Consider the following 21812-nt stretch of genomic DNA (forward strand, 5'->3'; position numbering starts at 1 on the left):
CTTTTCGCGTGTCAGGCGCGGGCCCGGCTGACCTCGAGGTCGCGGGCCCGCGCCTGCCACCTGTCAGAGAAGATCGTACTGCTTGAGTTTCTTGCGCAGGGTCCCGCGGTTCAGCCCCAGCAGTTCGGAGGCTTTGGTCTGGTTACCCTTCACGTGGTTCATGACGGTTTCCAGCAGCGGCGCTTCGACTTCGCAAAGCACCATGTTGTATACGTCCGTGACCGGCTGCCCTTCGAGATGGGCGAAATAGTTGTGCAGTGCCTTTTCCACGCTGTCGCGGAGGGTCTGGCCCTCCTGCGTCGGAGTGGTCAGGTGCTGTTTAAGGTTGGCGTTGTCGCTCACGGGTGTCATTCCACTCACTAATGTCTCGGTCATCGTTGTCATGCGGCCACCCCTTCTCCGTTATTGTGGCGCTCGGCGAAGAACTGCCTGACGCTGGCGCTCTGTGCATCCGTGTCCTGCAAACGATTGAACTGGGAACGGAACTCCGCCGCTCCCGGTAGGGTTGCGAGGTACCAGCCCACATGCTTGCGGGCAATTCGCACACCCATTTCCTCCCCATAAAACGCATGCAATGCAGCGAGGTGCTCGAGCAGGATGCTCTGTACCTCGTGCAGACTCGGCGCCGGCAACAGCTCGCCGGTGCTCAGGTAATGATCGATCTCGCGGAAGATCCAGGGATTGCCCTGGGCGGCGCGGCCGATCAGCAGGGCATCCACGCCCGTCTGCTCGAACACCTGCCGTGCCTTGCGCGGTGAATCGATATCACCATTGGCGAAGACCGGAATCGAAACTGCCTGCTTGATCGCCGCGATGGTTTCGTACTCCGCCTCGCCGGTGTAGAGGTCGGCACGGGTCCTGCCGTGTACCGCCAGCGCCTGGATGCCCGACTGCTCGGCGATCCGCGCCACCGTCACACCGTTCTTGTTCGACCGGTCCCAACCGGTGCGAATCTTCAGGGTGACGGGAACCTCTACCGCCGCGACCACCGCCTCGAGGATGTCGGCCACCAGCCGTTCATCCTTCATCAGCGCGGAACCCGCGGCCTTGTTGCAAACCTTCTTCGCCGGACAGCCCATGTTGATGTCGATGATCTGGGCGCCGAGCTCCACGTTGCACCGTGCGGCTTCCGCGAGCATCTGCGGGTCGCCGCCGGCGATCTGCACCGAACGTGGTTGATCCTCGTGGTCGTGCTGCAGGCGCAGGCGCGACTTGCGGCTGTTCCACAGGCGGACGTCGCTGGTGACCATCTCCGATACCACCATGCCGGCGCCGAGGCGGCGACAAAGCTGGCGGAACGGACGATCGGTGACGCCGGCCATCGGGGCCAGGATCAGTCTGTTGGGCAGTGTGTAGGAGCCGATGCGTACCACCGACTGGTTTTCCATGGTCAATGGGGCGGGAACACCGAGGCGCCGCGCGTTACGAGACTCGCGGGTGCTTTCGGGGCCTGCCACCGGTGCTAGCAAAAAAGGGAGGGCATGATACCCGCTCTCGATGACCGGATAAAGGCGATTTTGGATAAATTCTGAACAATCCCGGGCTTAGTACCCCAGGTTGGAAGACGAGCGGAACTGGCGCTCTCAGGCGCTTTGAGCTACTCGCCGGGTCATTCCGGCGAGTGGAAGCTCAGGCTGTAGTTCACCGCTTTGGGACCCGGATCGAGGATGTCCAGGGAGATGTGGATCGGCGTCTGCGGCGGCATCTCGCTCTGCCCGGCCAGCTCGCCCGAGAGGTACTCGCTGGGCTTGAAGCGGCGGCTGGCGATCAGCTGGCCGTTCAGGTCGGCGAAGCGCATCTCCAGCAGCGGGAAGGGCTGGGAGAAGTTGGCGCGGTTGTAGATGATCGCGTCCACTACCAGCGCACCGCTGAAGTCCGGGTGGCTGCGCACCACCAGGTTGCTGCTGCGGATCTGCTCCACGTCGACCTTGGAGGGCAGTGTGCAACCCAGCTCCGGGCAGGCCTGGGCGAACCAGGGGCGGTACTGGTCCTGGCGGGCCAGTTCGTCGAAGTGATAGGCGATGTACTGGCCGGCGAGACCGGCCAGGGCCAGCAATACCAGCAGCAGCCAGAGCAGTCGGCGGCCCCAGCGGCTCTTCGGCTTCTGCCAGTCGAGCTGCAGGGGTTCGTCGCTGAGGTCGTTCAGGCCATCATTGCCAAGGCCTGGATCGGCGCGCCGATGGTCGCCGCGCTGGTCGGCCAGCGGCGGCTCCTCGTCTTCATCGTCAGGCTCATCGTCATCACGGCGGGCGCTGAAGGCTGGAAGTTTCTCGTCGTCGCTCTCGACGCGAAGGGGGGCCGGGTCGATGCGCGGTTCGTGCTCCGGCTCTTCCTCGGGCTCCTCCGGCTCGGATTCCTTGTCGGCCACCAGGCGCGCGCTGGCGGGCGGCTCCTCCGGTTCCTCGATGGGCAGCCGGCCGAAGCTGGGCTCCTGACGGGAAGTGCGACTTGCGCCGTTCTGTTCCTCTTCGATCAGGGCTTCGGCCCAGCGCTCGTCGTGCGGGTCGCGCTTCTCTTCCTGGCGAGTCTGCAGGGCTTCGCTGGGGCGCGGCGCACGGTCGATGCTGAGGAATTCCTGGGACAGCTCGAACTCGTCGAGCTTGGCCAGTTCCTCGTCGAGGTTGAGGCTGTCCAGATCGAGATCGTCGTGGATCCACAGCGTCTCGTCTTTTTTTCCGGCTGCCGGTGCAGGAGCAGGCTTGGGTGGCTCGCTGGTCACGGTCGCTGCCGGGGCGATCACCGTGGTCGCGGCGACGGCCGAGGCAGGTTCGGCAACCGGTGCCGGTTTTGCTTCTACCTTCGGCTCGGCGACGGCGGGCTTTTCCGCCACATCGCTGGAATGCCGCGCGGCGTGGGGTGCCAGCGGCCAGCCGAGGGTGGCGGTGCCAGGAGCGCTCGGTGCGGCGGGCTTTTCGGGAGTGAAGGTGTTGAAGGCCGGCGCGGGAACGGGCGCGGCTGCGATCGGCTCCGGGGCTTTCGATGGCGCAGGCGGCGCGACCGGCTCCGCTGCCGGGGCAGGTTTCGGGGCTGCGGCGGGCGGTATCGCCGTGACAGCCGGCGCCGGAACCTGGGTCGGCTCGCCGACCATGTTCTGCGGCGCACTGAAGACCTTCAGGCAGGTTCCGCAGCGCACAGCACCGCTGGCCGCGCCCAGTTGCGCCGAGTTGACGCGGAAACGGGTCTGGCAATGGGGGCACTGTGTGATGAAGCTTTCGCTCATGCGGCGGTCCGGCGGAAAAATCTGGCGGTTAGTCTAACTCAAGCCCCGTACGGCGGGCACTCAGCGGCGGCGGCCGCTGATGCGGATCCAGCCATCGCGCTCGGCGGTCGGGTCAAGGTCGAAGGCGTCGGCGTAGGCGGCGCGTACTTCCTCGGCCTGCTCGGCTAGGATGCCCGAAAGGGCCAGCAGGCCACCGGACTTCACCAGCCCGGTGAGCTGCTCTGCCAATGTGACCAGCGGACCGGCCAGAATGTTCGCCACCAGCACGTCCGCCTGCGCCTTGGGCAGATCAGCGGGCAGGTAGACGGGGAATTTCGCCGGGTCGATGCCGTTGCGCGAGGCGTTGTCGCGGGAGGCTTCCAGCGCCTGCGGGTCGATGTCGGTGCCGACCGCCTGCTCAGCACCCAGCAGCAGCGCGGCTATGGCGAGGATGCCCGAGCCACAGCCGAAATCCAGCACCTGCTGGCCGGCCAGCTCCTGGCCGTCGAGCCACTCCAGGCACAGCGCGGTGGTCGGGTGGGTGCCGGTGCCGAAGGCCAGGCCCGGGTCGAGCAGCAGGTTCACCGCTTCCGGCTCCGGAGCCTCGTGCCAGCTGGGGACGATCCACAGGCGGCGGCCGAAGCGCATCGGCTTGAAGTTGTCCATCCAGCTGCGTTCCCAGTCCTGGTCCTCGATGCGCTCGATCTGGTGCTCTGGCAGTTCGCCGCCGGTAAGCAGGGTCAGGTGGGCGATCAGCGAAGTTTCGTCGGTGTCGGCCTCGAACAGTGCGAGCAGGTGGGTGTGGCTCCACAGCGGGGTGGTGCCCAGGTCCGGCTCGAAGATCGGCTGGTCTTCGGCGTCCATGAAGGTCACGGAGACGGCGCCGACTTCCAGCAGCGCATCTTCATAGGTTTCCGCCTGATCCGGGGTGATGGCGAGTCGGACTTGAAGCCAGGGCATGGGGCGGTACCTCGATCGTGCCGGGATGGAGCTGGAAAAGACAACGGACCGCCTGGGCGGCCCGCAGATAAAGGCGGCAAGCTTACTGCACGGCACCCTGCCATGCCAGCGTGCAGGGGCCGCAAAGCACAAGGGCCGCCCGGAGGCAGCCCTTGTGGTGGAGCGAGGCGGAGCAGGGCAGGCTTAGTGCTTGTCCATGCCCAGCTTCTTCTCCAGGTAGTGGATGTTCACGCCACCCTTGCAGAACTCTTTATCGCGGACCAGCTCCTTGTGCAGCTCGGTGTTGGTCTTGATGCCATCGACGATCAGCTCGTCCAGCGCATTACGCATGCGCGCCATGGCTTCATCGCGGTCCTTGCCGTAGGTGATGATCTTGCCCACCAGCGAGTCGTAGTTCGGCGGTACGGCGTAGCCGCTGTACAGGTGCGAGTCCACGCGCACGCCGTTGCCGCCCGGTGCGTGGAAGTGCTTCACCTTGCCGGGGCTCGGCATGAAGGTCTTCGGGTCTTCGGCGTTGATCCGGCATTCCAGCGCATGGCCACGGATGACCACGTCTTCCTGCTTGATCGACAGCTTGTTGCCCGAGGCGATGCTGAGCATCTCCTTGACGATGTCGATACCGGTGACCATCTCCGACACCGGATGCTCCACCTGCACGCGGGTGTTCATCTCGATGAAGTAGAAGCGGCCGTTCTCGTAGAGGAACTCGAAGGTGCCGGCGCCACGGTAGCCGATTTCCACGCAGGCCTGGACGCAGCGGGCCAGCACTTCGGCGCGGGCCTTCTCGTCGATGCCCGGGGCTGGGGCTTCTTCCAGCACCTTCTGGTGACGACGCTGCAGGGAGCAGTCGCGGTCGCCCAGGTGGATGGCGTTGCCCTGGCCGTCGGAGAGGACCTGGACTTCCACGTGACGCGGGTTGGTCAGGAACTTCTCCAGGTAGACCATCGAGTTGCCGAAGGCCGCGCCCGCTTCGGTGCGGGTCAGCTTGGCGGACTTGATCAGGTCTTCTTCCTTGTGCACGACGCGCATGCCGCGACCACCACCGCCACCGGCGGCCTTGATGATCACCGGGTAACCCACCTCGCGGGCGATGGCCAGCGCGGTTTCTTCGTCCTCGGGCAGCGGACCGTCGGAGCCCGGTACGGTCGGCACGCCGGCTTTCTTCATGGCGTCCTTGGCGGACACCTTGTCACCCATCAGGCGGATGACGTCGGCGCTCGGGCCGATGAAGGTGAAGCCCGAGCGCTCGACCTGCTCGGCAAAGTCGGCGTTCTCGGCGAGGAAGCCGTAGCCGGGGTGGATACCCACGGCGCCGGTAACCTCGGCCGCGGCGATGATCGCCGGGATGTGCAGGTAGGACTGCGCGGCCGGGGCCGGACCGATGCAGACCGCTTCGTCGGCCAGCGACAGGTGCATCAGCTCGCGGTCGGCGGTCGAGTGCACGGCCACCGTCTTGATGCCCAGCTCCTTGCACGCGCGCAGGATGCGCAGCGCGATTTCGCCGCGGTTGGCGATCAGTACTTTTTCCAACATCGCAGGTTCCCCGCGGTTTAAACGATGGTGAACAGGGGCTGGTCGAATTCGACCGGCTGGCCGTTCTCCACGAGGATCTGACCGATCACGCCGCTGGTCTCGGCCTCGATGTGGTTCATCATCTTCATGGCTTCGACGATGCAGAGGATGTCGCCTTTCTTCACGCTCTGGCCGACTTCGACGAAGTTGGCGGAAGTCGGCGAGGCTGCGCGGTAGAAGGTGCCGACCATCGGCGAGCGCACGGCGCCGGCGAGGTTCTGGGCAGCCGGGGCGGCTTCAGCGGCCGGGGCAGCAGCGGCAGCGGCCACGGGAGCTGCGGCCGGGGCCGGAGCGTAGGCCGGGGCGGCAGCGTAGATCGGCTGGGCGGCGGTCTTGCTGTGACGGCTGATGCGTACGGACTCTTCGCCCTCTTTGATCTCCAGTTCGTCGATACCGGATTCTTCGAGCAGTTCGATCAGTTTCTTGACTTTACGGATGTCCATCAGTGTTCGCTCTCCCAGGTGAGGTCACGGGCGTTCAAGTTGTTCGAGGGCGGATTCCAGGGCCAGGCGGTAGCCTGTGGCTCCCAGACCGCAGATCACCCCTACCGCCACGTCGGAAAAGTAGGAGTGATGCCGGAAAGGTTCACGTTTGTGCACGTTGGAGAGGTGCACTTCGATGAATGGGATGCTCACTGCGAGCAATGCGTCACGTAGAGCGACACTTGTATGCGTGAAAGCGGCCGGATTGATGAGGATGAAGTCCACGCCTTCGTTGCGCGCGGCGTGAATCCGGTCGATCAGTTCGTACTCGGCATTGCTCTGCAGGTGCATCAGGTGGTGGCCGGCCTCGCGGGCGCGGCGCTCCAGGTCCTGGTTGATCTGCTCGAGGGTGACGGAGCCGTACTTGTCGGGCTCGCGGGTGCCCAGCAGATTGAGGTTGGGCCCGTGCAGTACCAGTAAGGTCGCCATCTGGATGCGGTAGTCCTTGTTCTTGGCGGGAAAAGATAGGGCGGGACTATGCCGGAAAGCCGGCGTGACTGTCCAGTCATGCGGGTTTTGCCGTAGATGTCAGCATGTTGCCAGCCGATTACGGCAAAATCATTGCAATAAAACTGTGATCAGGAGCGCGTTCCAGCCTGTTTCAGGCGGTCGGCGAGGGTGGCGGCGTCGGTCTCGCCGATGATGCGCAGGTCGCTCCATTCGTCGCCTTTTGCCGAAAAGAACAGCAGCGCGGGCGGGCCGAACAGGTTGTAGCGGTCGAGCAGGGCGCGCTGCTCCTCGGTGCTGGCGGTCATGTCGAAGCGCAGCAGGACGAAGCCGGGCAGTTGCGACTGCACTTCCGGCGCCGGCAGTACCTGGCGCTCGATGATCTTGCAGCTGATGCACCAGTCGGCGTACCAGTCCAGCAGTACCGGCCGACCGGCGGCCTGGGCGCTGGCCAGCGCGGCGTTGAGCTGCGCCGGGGTGGTGATGTTCTGCCAGTCGCCGGGGGTGGACGTCGGCGGGCCCGCATGCAGGCCGGGGCCGCTGCGGCCCAGCGGGTGCAGCGGGTCGGATTCGCCGCGCAGGGCGCCGGTCCAGGCGGCCACGGCGTAGACCAGCAGCATCAGGCCGAGCAATTGACCGAGGCGCTGCAGCGGCTTCTTCGGCCCCAGTTCGAGGGTGCCGATGGCCAGGGCGATGCCGCCGGCCAGGGTGCCCCAGAGGGTCAGTGAGACCGGGCCGGAGACGATGCGGTCGAGCATCCAGATGGCCACGGCCAGCAGCATCACGCCGAAGACGTTGCGCACGCCGTTCATCCAGGCGCCGCTCTTGGGCAGCAGCGCGCCGCCGCCGACGGCGAAGATTACCAGCGGCGTGCCCATGCCCAGGCCCAGGGAGAACAGCAGCAGGCCGCCGCCCACCGCATCGCCGGTGCTGCTGATGTACAGCAGCAGGCCGGCCAGCGGGGCGGTGACGCAGGGCGATACCAGCAGGCTGGAGAGCACGCCCAGGGTCGCCGCGCCGGCGATGGAGCCGCCGCGGGTGTTGTTCGCCATCTTGTCCAGACGCTCGCGCACGAAGCCCGGCAGGCGCAGCTCGAAGGCACCGAACATGGCGATGGCGAAGACCACGAAGAACGCCGCGAAGGGGATCAGCACCCAGGGCGACTGCAGCATTGCCTGCAAGTTGAGCTTGGCGCCGAACAGGCCCATCAGGGTGCCGAGCACCGCATAGCAGGCGGCCATCGGCAGCACATAGGCGAGCGACAGCGCCAGGCCGCGCATGCCGCCCGGACGACCACGCAGCACGACGCCGGAGAGGATCGGCAGCATCGGCAGTACGCAGGGGGTGAAGGTCAGCGCCAGGCCCAGCAGGAAGAAGATCGCCAGCGCTCGGCCGAGTTTCTTGATCTTGCCCGGCTCGTGGTCGCCCAGCAGGCTGGCCAGCGGGTTGGCTGAAGTGGCGGAGGACTTGGCAGCGGCGGAAGGCGCGGGGCCGGTCACCACGCTGGCGGCCTGGCCGTCGGCGATCTGCAGGCGGGTGGTTTCCGGCGCATAGCACAGGCCCTTGTCGGCGCAGCCCTGGTAGCTGACGACCAGGGTGAAGGGCTTGTGCTGCGGGTTCACCAGCGGCACGTCGATGTCGGTGATGGCGTAGTAGACCACCGTGTCGCCGAAGTAGTCGTCGTGGTGCTGCTTGCCCTGTGGCAGCTTCACTTCGCCGACGCTCACGCCGCTGTCGGCGGGCTCGACCTTGAAGCTGAAACGGTGCTGGTAGAGGTAGTAGCCATCGGCGTTGATGAAGCGCAGCTTCACCTGCTGGCTGTCGCTGTCCTCGACGCTGACGCGGAAGGCCTCGGCCACCGGCAGGAAGTCGCCCTTGGCCGGTTGCCCGACGGCGAAGCCGCCCTTGTCGGCGGGTTTGTCGAACAGGCCGGCGGAAGCGGGCAGGGCGACCAGGAGCAGAAGCAGGGTGAGCAGGCGGCGCATGGACATCTCGCGGACTACAGGGTGGCGGGCATCATAGCGGAAAGCTTCCGACGCGGCCCGAGGCGTTGCCGGATCAGCTGTCACAAGAAGTGATAGACGCTGTGGGACTGCGCCTACGAGTCCCGGTTCCCGTGACGCCGCTGCGTCAATCGGCCGCGTGCTGGCCGAAGGCTGTCAACAGATCGCTGACGAAGGCCTGCTCGGCGTCACCGGGGTGGCGGCCGCGGTGGCGGGTCAGGCTGAAGGCCACGTCGAAGCCCAGTTCGCCGGGCAGCAGTTCGCGCAGCTGGCCACGCTCGATCCACGGCTGGGCGACATGCCTGGGCAGGTAGCCGATGTGCGCGCCGGAGAGGATGAACGCCAGGCTGCCGTCCACCTGCTCGCAGCGCGCGCTGCTGCGGCTGGTTTGCAGCGGCTCGTCGGCGGCGATGAAGCGGTAGGGGTGCAGGACCTGGTCGGCGTCGGCGAGGGAGTCGCGGGTCGGTTTCTTCTCGCTGAAGGCCGGGTGCCCGGCGCCGCAGTAGAGGCCCTGGGGTTCGCTGAACAGCTCGACATGCTCCAGCGCCGCCTGGGTCCCGGCGAAATAGCCGACTGCCAGGTGCAGGCGGTCCTGCAGTAGCAGGCGCTCCAGCTCGGCGGGCGTGGCGGTGATCAGTTCCAGGCTGACGGCTTCATTGCGCTGGCGGAAGCGCCGGATGGCCCCGGACAGCTGCGCCAGTACTTCCACGTCCAGCCCTTCGGAAAGCCCGATGCGTACCTCGCCGAGCAGCTTGTCGGCGACACCGCGGGCCTCGTCGCGGAAGCCCTCGATGGCGAGGAACAGGCGCCGCGTCGATTGCAGCAGGTGCTCGCCCTTGGGCGTCAGGCGAAAGCCGCCCTTGCCGCGCTCGCACAGGCGGTAGCCCAGGCGCGTCTCCAGCTTGGCCATCTGGATGCTGATGCTCGGCTGGCTCAGCCCCAGCTCGCCCTGCGCGGCGCTGAAGCCGCCGCATTCCACCACGGTGACGAACAGCCGCAGCAGTTGCAGGTCGAGGTCGCGCAATTGGCTGAGCATGGCCGTCTCCAAACATTGTCATGGTGAAATGCCAAAGTAATTAACTTTGTATTTTTACAAAGTAAAGCCCGCCCCATGCTCGCCGCATAACCACAACAACCTGAGGCGATGATCATGCGTGCGTTCTTCCGGGCTTCTCTCACGGCGCTTGCCGTGGCCCTGGCCATGCCCCTGCAGGCGCAGGAGCGGGTGCTCAACCTCTACAACTGGGCGGATTACGTCGGCGCCGATGCCCTGCAACGCTTCCAGAAGGAAACCGGCATCCGCGTCAAATACGACACCTTCGACAGCGCCGAGGTGCTCGACAGCAAGCTGATGACCGGCCGCAGCGGCTACGACGTCGTGTTCCCCGCCAGCAGCGGGCTGGCCCGCGCCATCCAGGCCAAGGCCGTGCAGCCGGTGAACGACGCGCAATTGAAGAACTTCGTCAACCTCGATCGGGACCTGCTCGCCAAGCTGGCCGCCATCGACCCCGGCAATCGCTTCGGCGTGCCCTACACCTGGGGCACCGTGGGCCTGGCGATCAACAAGGACGAGGTGCTCAAGCGCATCCCCGACGCACCGCTGGACAGCCTCGACCTGCTGTTCAAGCCCGAGTACGCCAGCCGTCTGGCCGACTGCGGCATCTCGCTGATCGATTCGCCGCAGGAAGTCATCAGCGTGGCGCTGAATTATCTGGGCAAGTCGCCGTACAGCACCGACGCGGCCGACCTGGCCGAGGTCCGCCAGTTGCTGGAGAAGTTGCAACCCAACGTGCGCTACATCGCCAGCGGCAAGCACATCAACGACCTGGCCAACGGCACGCTGTGCGTCGCCCTGACCTACACCGGCGACGCGCTGATGGGCGCTGCACAGGCGAAGCAGGCGAGCAAGCCGTTCGAGGTGATCTACCGGATTCCGAAGGAGGGCACGCTGATCTGGTTCGACACCATGGCCATCCCAGTGGACGCGCCACACCCGCAGGAAGCCCGCGCCTTCATCGACTTCATGCTGCGCCCGGATTCCATCGCCGAGCTGACCAACACGCTCTATTTCGCCAACGCCAACCTGAAGGCCACGCCGCTGCTGAATGCCGATGTCGCTGGCGACCCGGACATCTACCCGGCGCCGGCCATGCGTCAGAAGCTGTTCGGCGAGCAGTTGCTGACCTTGAAGCAGCAGCGCGAGCGCACCCGGCTGTGGTCGGCGTTCCGTACCCGTAGCTGAGGAGCCGTTTTTTGTAGGGCGCATAACGCGCCAGCGTTATCCGCCGAGTCGCGCCAGAGCCGGCGCATAACCTGTTCCAGGTTATGCGCCCTACGTAGCGGACGTTCCCTGAATCACCGTGACCAACCGATAACTAAAAAATGAGGAAGCCATGGATCTCGCCCAAGACAACGACCAGGCCATCACCCGCGACAGCCTTTACGGCACCGCCGCCGAATCCACCTACGCCGGCATTACCAGCTTCATGCGCCGCCGCTACAGCCGCGACCTGCGCGGCGTCGACCTGGTGGTCAGCGGCGTGCCCTTCGACACCGCCACCACCAACCGCCCCGGCAGCCGCTTCGGACCGCGGGCGATCCGCGCCGCCTCGGTACAGATGGCCTGGGCCCGGCACTTCCCCTGGGAATTCGACCCCTTCGACCACCTGGCGGTGATCGACTACGGCGATTGTTCCTTCGACCACGGCGTGCCGCAGGAAACCCCGGACGTCATCGAAGCCCACGCCGCGCGCATTCTCGATGCCGGCTGCGCGCTGCTGACTCTGGGCGGCGACCACTTCATCAGCTACCCGCTGCTCAAGGCCCACGCGAAGAAGCACGGGCCGTTGTCGCTGATCCACTTCGACGCCCACAGCGACACCTGGCCGGACGAGGATTGCCAGCGCATCGACCACGGCACCATGTTCTACCACGCCGCCCGCGAGGGGCTGGTCGACCCGGCGCGCTCGGTGCAGGTCGGCCTGCGCACCACCAACGACGATGTGATGGGCTTCCAGGTGCTGGACGCCCGCGAGGTGCATCGCAACACGCCGCAGGCCATCGCCGAGCGTATTCGCGCACGGGTGGGCGACAACCCGGTGTATCTGACCTTCGACATCGACTGCCTCGACCCGGCTTTCGCACCGGGTACCGGTACGCCGGTCTGTGGCGGGCTGAGCTCGCACCAGGCGCTGGAAATCCTCCGCGCGCTGCGCGGCATCAACCTGGTGGGGATGGACGTGGTGGAAGTCGCGCCGCCCTACGACAACGCCGAAATCACCGCGCTGGCCGGCGCGACCCTGGCGATGGAGATGGTTTGCCTGTATGCGGCGCGGCACAAGCTCGGCGAGCGCTGACTCCGCTTTGAATTGCCCCCGCGCCTGCGCGTACAGGAAAAACCCGACGTAGGATGGCGTGGAGCGCAGCGATACCCATGCTGCCTGCGCACGGCGATTGATGAGTATCGCTGCGCTCCACGCATCCTACAAGTGCCTGATCCCAGGCGTCGGGCGTATGACGTCGTCAGACGCGGAAGGCTCTGACGGCGGTGTGCAACGCACCGCCCAGTTCCTGCAGTTGTTCGCCCTGGCTGCGGCCCTGGCCGATCAGGCGCAGGTTCTCGCTGCCCAGTTCGTGGATGCGTTCGCTGTGCGAGCGGATTTCGCTCACTGCGCCGCTCTGCTGGGCGGAGCTTTCGGCGATGCGCTCGGCCATGCTGGCGATGGTGCGGATGGCGCCGACCACTTCGTCCAGCGCGCCCTCGGCGGCGCCGGCCTGGTTGGCGGTGACTTCCGCGTGCTCGACCTGGCTGCGCATCGCCTCCACCGACTGCCGCGCAGCCTGCTGCAGACGCGCGGTGAGCTGCTGGATTTCCTCGGTGGCGCCGGTGGTGCGCAGGGCCAGCGAGCGCACTTCCTCGGCGACCACGGCAAACCCGCGGCCCTGTTCGCCAGCCCGCGCGGCCTCGATGGCGGCGTTGAGCGCCAGCAGGTTGGTCTGGTCGGCAATGGAGCGGATCACCCCCAGCACGTTGCCGATCGTGGCCGACTCCTCGGCGAGGTTCTCGATGGCCTGGGCGTTGCTCTGCACTTCGTCCACCAGCGCGCGCATGCCGCTCAGGCTGTTGCCGATCACCTGCTGGCCCTGCTCGACGGCCGTACCGGCTGCGTGGCTGGCCGAAGCGGCCTGGCTGGCGTCGCCGGCCACCTGCTGGATCGCCGCTTCCATGTTGCCCAGCGCGTCGCGGATTTCCCCGGTATCGCTGGCCTGGCGCTCGGCTCCGGCGTGCAGGCCGCCGCTGAGCTCGGCCAGGGCGCGGCTGCTGCCGGCGACTTCCTCGGCGCGCTGGTGGATGGTGCCGACCAGGGTGCCGAGGAAGTCGCGCAGGCGGTTCAGCGATTCCTGCAGTTCCACCAGGTCGCGGGTGCGGGTGGCCAGGGCGATGGGCCTGGCGAAGTCGCCACGGGCCCAGGTGGAGAGCGCCGGGACCAGTTGGCCAAGCACGCGCGCCAGGCGGCGTTGCAGGGTGTCGATGAGCAGCGCGGTAGCGAGGATCAGGGCTATCAGCGCGCCCTGGATGATGCGCACCTGGGTCTGGATCTTCGAGCGCTCCTCGCGCACCTGCGGCTCCAGGGTCGCCAGCGCCTGCTGCACGGCGCCCAGGCGCTGGGCGGTGGCGTTGGCCAGCTCCTGGCGCTGGGCGATCAGTTGGCGGGTGCGGTTGAGTTCATCCGGGTAGCGGCGCAGCACGCTGGCGAGGTCGCGCTTCAGGGTGACGCCACGGTCCTCGCTCTGCGCCTGGGCGGCCGGCTGGGATTCCAGGCCCATCATGGCGGCGAAGTCGTCGGAGGCGGAGGCCTGTTGCTCCAGCACGCCGAGAAGGGGCAGGGCGTCGATGCGCTCGGCCAGCTGACGCAGGGTTTCCAGCTCGCGCTGGATGTCTTCGGCCAGCGCCGGGTTGCCGCTCTCCACCAGCTTGGCGCGGGCGTGGGCCAGGCGCGTCAGGTGCAGGCCGGCTTGCAGCAGCGGGGTGCGGTACTCGGCGGCGGCGGGGTTCTGGCTGGCGTCGGCGTAAGTGCCGAGCTGGTCCAGCGCGGCCAGCAGGTCACGCTCGGCCTGCAGCAGCAGGCCCTGTGGGTCGCCGGCAAGCTTGCCGGCGGCGAGCAACTGGTTGCCGCTGAACTGGCGCAGTTCGTCGAGGCTCTGGCCGAGCAGTTGGCTGAGGCTGTCCGGCAGTTGCGGCAGCTCCTGGGCGAGTTCGTCCAGGCCCTGCTGGGCGGCTTTCTGCTTGAGCGCGTCGCCGCTGGCGAGGTACGCCTGGATGTTCTGCGCGACCTTGCGCTCGAAGCCCTGGGAGAGCTCCAGGTAGCGGTCCATCAGCGTGAACGGGCGCTCCAGGGCGCGTTGCGACCACCACAGGGTGGCGCCCAGCGCGAGGCAGACGAGCAGGAGCAGGAAGGTGTTGAGGTTGGTGAGCAGCTTGAGGCGCATGGCAGGTCTCGACCGACAGCGAAAAAACGGCGAGCCCTGAACCTATTGCAGTTTCGTTACTGGCTGATGACACGGTGCCAGCATCCGGTCGGGAAATGGCGCGGCAGAGCGCCGCGCCGGACCGGCGGCAGGAGTTACTTGTAGACCTCGACGCGGTTGCGGCCGCCGTGCTTGGCGGTGTACAGCGCCTCGTCGGCCTGCTTGGCGAGGGTCTTGATGTCCATCTCTTCGCCCAGCTCGGCGATGCCGCAGCTGAAGGTGCAGGACAGGTCGTGGGGCTGCGCCGGGTAGTGGATCTCGGCGAAGCGCTGGCGGATTTCCTCCAGCACCTTGTGCGCCGAGGCGGCGTCGGTGTCCGGCAGTACCACGGCAAACTCTTCGCCGCCGTAACGGCCGATGTGGTCGGTCTTGCGCAGACGCTGCTTGAGGAACAGCGCGAGGCTCTTGATCACCCGGTCGCCCATGGGGTGGCCGTAGGTGTCGTTGACCCGCTTGAAGTGGTCGATGTCGAGCATCGCGAAGGTCAGCGGGCGCTCCTCGCGGCGCGCGCGGAAGCGGGCATCGTCGAGCAGCTGCAGGGTATGCGTGTGGTTGTACAGGCCCGTGAGGCTGTCGCGCACCATCCGCGCCTTCAGGCTGCGCGCGCGGGCGGCGCGGTTGCGCACGGTGGCGATCAGGTGGCGCGGCTTGATCGGCTTGGTGAGGAAGTCGTCGCCGCCTTCACTCATGGCGTCGAGCTGCTTGTCCAGGTCGTCCTCGGCGGACAGGTAGATGATCGGCACGCTCACATAGCGCTCGTGCTGGCGGATCACCTTGGCCAGCTCGGTGCCCAGGCACTCGGGCATGTACATGTCGAGGATGATCAGGTCCGGCTGGAACTCGGCCAGCTCGGTCATCACCGACAGCGGCGCGGTGAGGGCGCGGGTGACGATGCCGGCGCTGTTGAGGACCATCTCGGTATGCGCGGCCTGGGCGCGGGAGTCGTCGACGATCAGTACGCGGAATGGCTCGTAGTGGGCCACGCGGGTCAGCGTCTCGATCTTCTCCAGCAGGCCGGAGGCGTCCAGCGCGCCACTGAAGAAGTCCTGGCCACCGGCGCGGGCAGCGGCCAGGCGGGTCGGGGTGTCGGTTTCTTCGTGGCTGAAGAACAGCACCGGCAGCTTCTGCTTGAGACCGGCCTGGGCCTCGTCGGCCAGCGCCAGGCCCTGGCCGTTGGCGAAGTCGATTTCCATCACGATGGCCGCCGGATGGCGGTCGGCCATGGCGGCGCGGAAAGCGTTGGCGTGCTCGCAGGGCTGCGCGGCCATGCCGAAGAATTCCAGCTGCTGGGCCAGTCGCTCGGCGCGCTCCTGGTCCTGCAGGGCGAGGTAGACCGGCTTGCGCAGCGGTGGCAGGTTGGTCTGCTCGAACTGGTCGCCGTGGCGCAGGCCGGTGCGCGACAGGCGCTGCATCAGGCGGTTGAGTTCGGTGATCAGCTCGCTGGAAAGACGCCCGCGGTTGTCCTGCACAGCGCGCAGACACTGGTCGATGGCCTTGGCCAGGTCCGCATGCTCGGCCTGTTCGAAGCGTTCGGCATAGCGTTGCAGGCGCAGGCAGGCTTCGGCCAGCTCGGCCGTGCCGGCGCTGTTCCACTCCGAGCGCGACAGGCGCTGCCAGACTTCCAGCAGGTGCCGGGCCTGGTGGATCACCCGCTGGGCGAAATGATGCTTGAGGCGGTCGAGGGATGGATCGTCGAGCTCGGTCATCGCGCGCTTCTTTATAGAGCCGTACCGGCGGCCTGCGGGGCGAAAATGTTTCCGCCGTGATACACAGTGATGGCCCTATGCTACCAATCCTTGATGGCAATAACAGTGCCTTCGGTCAAACATCCGAAGCTTTGTATTTCGCAGCATTAACCAGCACCATGCGCAGGGTAGGCTGCGCCGACCCGCCTGCGTGCGGCATGCTTGCGCACAGCGGCCTAAAATCCCGGCACCCTGGGGCCGGTTGCGGGTCCAAGCTATCTTCGAATTCGGGACATCAAGGAACTTGCCATGTGGAACTGGAAGAAACGCGGCTCCGTGCGTGACCGCGTGAACGACTCGGTGGACGACGCGCGCGCCTACTTCGGCGGCCCCTGGCTGGGCCGCGTGCTCGGCGGTCTGCTGGGCGTCTACCTGGTGATCTGCGGCGCGATCGGCTGGTACTGGAGCCAGGAGCCGGACCTCTTCCCCGTGCAGCAGAACGCCCAGGCCGCCGCCGAGCGCGCCGGCCGGCAGATGGTGGTGGGCTACACCACGGTGGAAACCCTCAAGGAAGTGGTCGCCACGCTGCTGAACAAGCCGGGCGGCTATCTCTCCAACGACATCTTCCCGCCGGGCGTCTGGCTGGACAACATGCCCAGCTGGGAATACGGCGCCCTGGTCCAGGTGCGCGACCTGTCCCGCGCGCTGCGCAAGGACTTCGCCCGCTCCCAGTCGCAGTCCACCGAGGACGCCGACCTGGCACGCGCCGAGCCGCGCTTCAACTTCGACAACAAGAGCTGGGCGCTGCCGTCCTCCGAGTCGGAATACGCCGAGGGCATCAAGTCCCTGGACCGCTACCTGGGCCGTCTCTCCGCCGACCCGGCCGGCGCGCAGTTCTATGCCCGCGCCGACAGCCTGAACAACTGGCTGGGTGACGTCTCCACCCGCCTGGGCTCGCTGTCCCAGCGCCTCTCGGCCAGCGTCGGCCGGGTCAAGCTGAACACCAACATCACGCCGATGCAGCCGGTCACCCCTGGTCAGGCGCCGGAAGTCGAGGAAGTGATCCAGGAAACCCCCTGGATGCAGATCGACAACGTGTTCTACGAAGCCCGCGGCCAGGCCTGGGCGCTGTCGCACATCCTGCGCGCCATCGAGGTGGACTTCGCCGACGTGCTGGCGAAGAAGAACGCCACTGTCAGCGTGCGCCAGATCATCCGCGAGCTGGAAGCCGCCGAGGCGCCGCTGTGGAGCCCGATGGTCCTCAACGGCAGCGGCTTCGGCGTGCTGGCCAACCACTCGCTGGTGATGGCCAACTACATCTCCCGCGCCAACGCCGCGATCATCGACCTGCGTCAGCTGCTGGCCCAGGGCTGATCCATGGCCGCCATCAGCGACAAGGAAGCCGCCCACCGGGCGGCTTCGGACGCCGAGAAGATCGCCTGGGTCGACGAAGACGACCAGCTGCTGGGCAGCCTGCCGCGCGCCGAACTGCGCGCGCGCGGGCTGATCGGCCGCGGCACCTTCATCCTGCTGTTCAACTCAGCCGGTGAGCTGTGCGTGCACCGCCGCACCCTGAGCAAAGCGGTCTATCCCGGCTACTGGGACCCGGCCGCCGGCGGCATGGTGCAGGCCGACGAGAGCTACGCGGAGTCCGCCGCTCGTGAGCTGGAAGAGGAACTGGGCATCGCTGGCGTCGAATTGCGCGCCCACGGCACCTTCTTCTTCGACCAGCCGGACAATCGCCTGTGGTGCGCGGTGTTCTCTGCCGTGTCCGATGCGCCGCTGAAGTTGCAGCCCGAAGAGGTGCTGGAAGCGAAATTCATCGACCCGCACCAGGCGCTGGCCGAGGCCAAGGCGGGCACGCCTTACTGCCCGGATTCGCTGGCGGCGCTGCGCAAGTACCTGGTCAGTTTCTGATCCTCCAACCCACTGCGGGCTGCTCTTCGTAGGAGCGAGCATGCTCGCGAATGGCTTCGCAGCGGGGCTTGTTCGCGAGCAAGCTCGCTCCTGCAACAACCCTGCTGCGCCGGCATGTCGCCAAACTGCCGATCAATGACGCATTTTCGCTCTTAGCATTTGCCTTCAATGCTGCTAAATTGCGCGACCTTTCCGGCAGGGTCCTCCGCCGGGAATTGCGCAGCCCCTGCCTGAGTGGGGCGTCGCGGTCGGCGCCAGCCGGCCATTCGTTGACCTGGCCCGAAGAGGCCAATCCTGGGGAAACGCCCGGTGGTCAAGAAAGCATCCTCCCTGTCCGCCCTCGGCGGGCTCGTCTACTCCACTGATTCCGGCCGGCATTGCCCGGACTGCAATCAGCCCATTGGCGCGTGCATCTGCAAGCAGGCCGAGATTCCGGCCGGCGATGGCATCGCTCGCGTGCGTCGGGAAACCAAGGGCCGTGGTGGCAAGACCGTGACCACGGTGACCGGCGTGCCGCTGGCGGCCGATGCGCTGAAGGACCTGGCGACCGCGCTGAAGAAGCGCTGTGGCACGGGTGGCGCGTTGAAGGACGGCATCATCGAGATCCAGGGCGACCACGTCGACCTGCTGCTCGAAGAGCTGACCAAACGCGGCCTCAAGGCGAAGAAATCCGGCGGCTGAGCCGTCCTCCGCCGTCTGTCTCAACTGACAGGCGACTCTCCCCTGTCGAGAACGGGTTCCAGGCGATGCGCGCGCAGCGCTTCGCCGGCAAGCCCTTTCCCTAGATGGGAGATTTATCGGCGCGCCCTGGGCGTGTCGTCGGATTTTCCTAAACTTACCGCCAAGCCCGGCGGTCAACACGGCAACGTCACGAGGCCCGGCTAGGTTTACTCCACCAGGCCTTGACGACTCACCCGCACGCCGGGCGGGCGCCTGCACACATTCGCGCAATCTGAGGAGACCACCCCGCATGGCCGCTAGACGGACCCGCAAAGACGACGGCAGCAACTGGACCGTGGCAGACAGCCGCAGCATCTACGGAATTCGCCACTGGGGTGCTGGCTACTACGCCATCAACGACGCCGGTAACGTGGAAGTTCGCCCGCAGGGCGCCGATGCCCAGCCGATCGATCTGCATGCGCTGGTCGAGCAGCTGCGCGAGGCGGGCCTGTCGCTGCCGCTGCTGGTGCGCTTCCCGGATATCCTCCAGGACCGCGTGCGCAAGCTCACCGGCGCCTTCGACGCCAACATCGCGCGCCTGGAGTACACCAGCCGCTACACCGCGCTATACCCGATCAAGGTGAACCAGCAGGAAGCCGTGGTGGAAAGCATCATCGCCACCCAGAACGTCTCCATCGGCCTGGAAGCCGGCTCCAAGCCCGAGCTGATGGCCGTGCTGGCGCTGGCGCCCAAGGGCGGCACCATCGTCTGCAACGGCTACAAGGACCGCGAGTTCATCAAGCTGGCGCTGATGGGACAGAAGCTCGGCCACAACGTGTTCATCGTGATCGAGAAGGAATCCGAGGTGCAGCTGGTGATCGAGGAGGCCGCCAACGTGGGCGTGCTGCCCCAGGTCGGCCTGCGCGTGCGCCTGTCCTCGCTGGCTTCGTCCAAGTGGGCGGACACCGGTGGCGAGAAGGCCAAGTTCGGTCTGTCCGCCGCGCAGCTGCTGTCGGTGGTCGACCGCTTCCGCGCCGCTGGCCTGGACCAGGGCGTGCGCCTGCTGCACTTCCACATGGGGTCGCAGATCGCCAACCTGGCTGACTACCAGCACGGCTTCAAGGAAGCCATCCGCTACTACGGCGAACTGCGCGCCCTCGGCCTGCCGGTGGACCATGTGGACGTCGGCGGCGGCCTGGGCGTGGACTACGACGGCACCCACTCGCGCAACGCCAGCTCGATCAACTACGACATCGACGACTACGCCGGTGTGGTGGTGGGCATGCTCAAGGAGTTCTGCGACGCGCAGGGCCTGCCGCATCCGCACATCTTCTCCGAGAGCGGCCGCGCGCTGACCGCGCACCACGCGGTGCTGATCACCCAGGTCACCGATGTCGAGCGCCACAACGACGAAGTGCCGAAGATCACCGACCTCGCCGAACAGCCGGAGATCGTCCAGTGGCTGGCCGACCTGCTCGGCCCGACCGACGCCGAAATGGTCACCGAGACCTACTGGCGCGCGACCCATTACATGAGCGATGCCGCCGCGCAGTACGCCGAGGGCAAGATCAGCCTGGCGCAGAAGGCCCTGGCCGAGCAGTGCTACTTCGCCATTTGCCGTCGCCTGCACAACCAGCTCAAGGCGCACCAGCGTTCGCACCGCCAGGTGCTCGACGAGCTGAACGACAAGCTGGCCGACAAGTACATCTGCAACTTCTCGGTATTCCAGAGCCTGCCCGACACCTGGGCCATCGGCCAGGTGCTGCCGATCCTGCCGATCCATCGCCTGGGCGAGGAACCGACCCGCCGCGCGGTGCTGCAGGACCTGACCTGCGACTCCGACGGCAAGATCACCCAGTACGTCGACGAGCAGAGCATCGAGACCAGCATGCCGGTGCACGACGTGAAGGAAGGCGAGGACTACCTGATCGGCACCTTCCTGGTCGGTGCCTACCAGGAAATCCTCGGTGACATGCACAACCTGTTCGGCGACACCGACTCGGTGAACGTCTACCAGAACGCCGACGGCAGCTACTACCACGCCGGCATCGAGACCCACGACACCATTGAGGACATGCTGCGCTACGTGCACCTGTCGCCCGAGGAACTGATGACCCACTACCGCGACAAGGTCGCCGGGGCCAAGCTCACCGCGCGCGAGCGCACCCAGTTCCTCGACGCGCTGCGTCTGGGGCTTACTCGCTCGGCGTACCTGTCGTCCTGATCGGGCGGCTGGCTGCGTGATGAAAAGCCCCGCTTCGGCGGGGCTTTTTGCTTTTCGCAGGAGCAAGCTCGCTCCTGCGGGGATGCCTGGGGTTGTTCGGATCGTAGGGCGGATAACGCGCCAGCGTTATCCGCCGTGAGGCAATCGGCGGATAACCCGTTCCGGGTTATGCGCCCTACGGTCTGAGTCTGTTCGCGAGCAATAACGATGGCGTCCCCCTCGCTCCTACAGGGATGCGCTGGAGTTTCCGGCGGGGATGGTCCGGCGTCGTTCAGGCATCGCGCAGTTCGAATGAAGGGAACAGCGCATGCAGCTCCCGCCACAGATCGGGTGCGCCATGGGGCGCGGGTGTGGCGATCAGTTGGGGATCAAGCTGCCGGCCGCTGCGGGCCAACTGCACCACGAAGTTATCCACACCCATCCCGCGCAACCGCGTGGCCAGCTGACGCAGGCGCTCCAGGTCGAACAATTGCCAGTGCACAGTCGTGCGGCACTCGTAGCCCACGCCGCTCTCCAGCAACAGCTCCAGGCTGCGCCAGTTGGCCTGTCCGCTGCGTTTCACGCAGGTTGTAGCGTCCATGTCCTCGGCCAGCCCCTTCACGTCGAAGCCGATCCAGTCGGCATGGGGCAGCGCGCGGGCGAAGGCCTCCGGGCGGATGCCGGCGCTGTGCAGCCCGCTGCGGAAACCCATCTCGCGCACGCTGGCCATGGCCTCCGGTAGCGCGTTCTGTAGCGTCGCCTCGCCGCCGCTGAACACCACGGCCTGCAGCAGGCCCTGGCGTCGCCGGAGGAAGGCGAGAATGGCGTCCCAGGGGATCTCCGCTTCGCCACGCGGCGGAATCAGTTCCGGGTTGTGGCAATACCGGCAGCGCCACGCGCAGCCCTGGCAGAACAGCACGCAGGCGAGCAGGCCGGGGTAGTCGAGGGTGGTCAGGGGCACCAGGCCCCCGACCCTGAGCGCACTGCTCATCGCGTCTCGCGGAAGTGACGGCGCTCGCGGTGCTCGGATTGCTTGCCGGCGTTGAACGCCGTCACCGGGCGGTGATAGCCCATCACGCGGGTCCACACCTCGCAGCGCTGGCGCTGGCTTTCGGGCAGTTGGTTCGCGGTCATCGTGGTGCTCCTTTTTTTGCG

At 66.6% G+C, this 21812-nt stretch carries 19 protein-coding genes; 6 read left to right on the plus strand and 13 right to left on the minus strand.

Annotated features, from left to right (window positions below; all coding sequences use genetic code 11):
- Positions 1-63 precede the first annotated feature (63 nt).
- From fis to IB255_RS17820, 9 genes are all read right to left on the minus strand, one after another.
- A complete protein-coding gene (gene fis, locus IB255_RS17780) occupies positions 64-384 on the minus strand; it encodes a DNA-binding transcriptional regulator Fis (protein ID WP_024766365.1) in 321 nt (106 codons plus the stop codon).
- Positions 381-1388 (minus strand): tRNA dihydrouridine synthase DusB, encoded by a 1008-nt coding sequence (dusB, locus tag IB255_RS17785; RefSeq protein WP_081515606.1) that lies wholly within the window; start codon positions 1386-1388, stop codon positions 381-383. Before dusB ends, fis begins: the two co-directional genes overlap by 4 nt.
- Positions 1389-1609: 221 nt before the next feature.
- A complete protein-coding gene (locus IB255_RS17790) occupies positions 1610-3220 on the minus strand; it encodes a DUF3426 domain-containing protein (RefSeq protein WP_081515607.1) in 1611 nt (536 codons plus the stop codon).
- Between the two features lie 60 nt (positions 3221-3280).
- On the minus strand, positions 3281-4159 hold the full coding sequence (gene prmA, locus IB255_RS17795) for a 50S ribosomal protein L11 methyltransferase (RefSeq protein ID WP_081515608.1): 879 nt from the start codon (positions 4157-4159) through the stop codon (positions 3281-3283).
- 183 nt (positions 4160-4342) lie between these two features.
- On the minus strand, positions 4343-5692 hold the full coding sequence (accC, locus tag IB255_RS17800) for an acetyl-CoA carboxylase biotin carboxylase subunit (RefSeq protein WP_045216407.1): 1350 nt from the start codon (positions 5690-5692) through the stop codon (positions 4343-4345).
- Positions 5693-5709: 17 nt separating this feature from the next.
- The gene (gene accB, locus IB255_RS17805; protein WP_081515610.1) at positions 5710-6174 is read right to left on the minus strand and encodes an acetyl-CoA carboxylase biotin carboxyl carrier protein; all 465 of its coding nucleotides are present in this window, start codon (positions 6172-6174) and stop codon (positions 5710-5712) included.
- Between the two features lie 24 nt (positions 6175-6198).
- On the minus strand, positions 6199-6642 hold the full coding sequence (aroQ, locus tag IB255_RS17810) for a type II 3-dehydroquinate dehydratase (RefSeq protein ID WP_015479055.1): 444 nt from the start codon (positions 6640-6642) through the stop codon (positions 6199-6201).
- A 149-nt stretch (positions 6643-6791) separates the two neighbouring features.
- Positions 6792-8645, minus strand: a complete 1854-nt coding sequence (locus IB255_RS17815; RefSeq protein ID WP_081515611.1) for a protein-disulfide reductase DsbD — start codon at positions 8643-8645, stop codon at positions 6792-6794.
- A gap of 145 nt (positions 8646-8790) precedes the next feature.
- Complete coding sequence (locus IB255_RS17820; protein WP_081515612.1) at positions 8791-9699, minus strand: LysR family transcriptional regulator; 909 nt, start codon at positions 9697-9699, stop codon at positions 8791-8793.
- 114 nt (positions 9700-9813) lie between these two features.
- Between IB255_RS17820 and IB255_RS17825 the strand changes: the two genes are divergently transcribed.
- On the plus strand, positions 9814-10905 hold the full coding sequence (locus IB255_RS17825; protein ID WP_081515797.1) for a polyamine ABC transporter substrate-binding protein: 1092 nt from the start codon (positions 9814-9816) through the stop codon (positions 10903-10905).
- A 151-nt stretch (positions 10906-11056) separates the two neighbouring features.
- Complete coding sequence (speB, locus tag IB255_RS17830) at positions 11057-12019, plus strand: agmatinase (RefSeq protein ID WP_081515613.1); 963 nt, start codon at positions 11057-11059, stop codon at positions 12017-12019.
- Between the two features lie 166 nt (positions 12020-12185).
- Here the strand turns inward: speB and IB255_RS17835 are convergent, their stop codons facing one another.
- A complete protein-coding gene (locus IB255_RS17835) occupies positions 12186-14153 on the minus strand; it encodes a methyl-accepting chemotaxis protein (protein ID WP_081515614.1) in 1968 nt (655 codons plus the stop codon).
- Positions 14154-14287: 134 nt separating this feature from the next.
- On the minus strand, positions 14288-15898 hold the full coding sequence (locus IB255_RS17840; protein WP_081515615.1) for a response regulator: 1611 nt from the start codon (positions 15896-15898) through the stop codon (positions 14288-14290).
- A gap of 288 nt (positions 15899-16186) precedes the next feature.
- On the opposite strand from IB255_RS17840, the gene IB255_RS17845 reads away from it, so the two are divergent.
- The 4 genes from IB255_RS17845 (at position 16187) to speA (ending at position 20678) form a co-directional block, all read left to right on the plus strand.
- Complete coding sequence (locus IB255_RS17845) at positions 16187-17251, plus strand: DUF2333 family protein (protein ID WP_045216423.1); 1065 nt, start codon at positions 16187-16189, stop codon at positions 17249-17251.
- Between the two features lie 3 nt (positions 17252-17254).
- Positions 17255-17794 (plus strand): NUDIX hydrolase, encoded by a 540-nt coding sequence (locus tag IB255_RS17850; protein WP_081515616.1) that lies wholly within the window; start codon positions 17255-17257, stop codon positions 17792-17794.
- A gap of 309 nt (positions 17795-18103) precedes the next feature.
- Positions 18104-18475 carry a translation initiation factor Sui1 gene (locus IB255_RS17855; RefSeq protein WP_015479046.1) on the plus strand — a complete coding sequence of 124 codons (372 nt, stop codon included), beginning with the start codon at positions 18104-18106 and terminating at the stop codon, positions 18473-18475.
- A gap of 289 nt (positions 18476-18764) precedes the next feature.
- The gene (gene speA / locus IB255_RS17860) at positions 18765-20678 is read left to right on the plus strand and encodes an arginine decarboxylase (protein ID WP_081515617.1); all 1914 of its coding nucleotides are present in this window, start codon (positions 18765-18767) and stop codon (positions 20676-20678) included.
- Positions 20679-20949: 271 nt separating this feature from the next.
- On the opposite strand, the gene IB255_RS17865 is transcribed toward speA, so the two are convergent.
- Positions 20950-21648, minus strand: a complete 699-nt coding sequence (locus IB255_RS17865; RefSeq protein ID WP_081515618.1) for an anaerobic ribonucleoside-triphosphate reductase activating protein — start codon at positions 21646-21648, stop codon at positions 20950-20952.
- Positions 21645-21791 (minus strand): anaerobic ribonucleoside-triphosphate reductase, encoded by a 147-nt coding sequence (gene nrdD / locus IB255_RS31300; protein ID WP_015479043.1) that lies wholly within the window; start codon positions 21789-21791, stop codon positions 21645-21647. The genes IB255_RS17865 and nrdD overlap by 4 nt, the downstream gene beginning before the upstream one ends.
- Between the last annotated feature and the right edge of the window lie 21 nt (positions 21792-21812).

Source organism: Pseudomonas sp. PDM22 (genome assembly GCF_014851965.1).
Taxonomy (GTDB): domain Bacteria; phylum Pseudomonadota; class Gammaproteobacteria; order Pseudomonadales; family Pseudomonadaceae; genus Pseudomonas.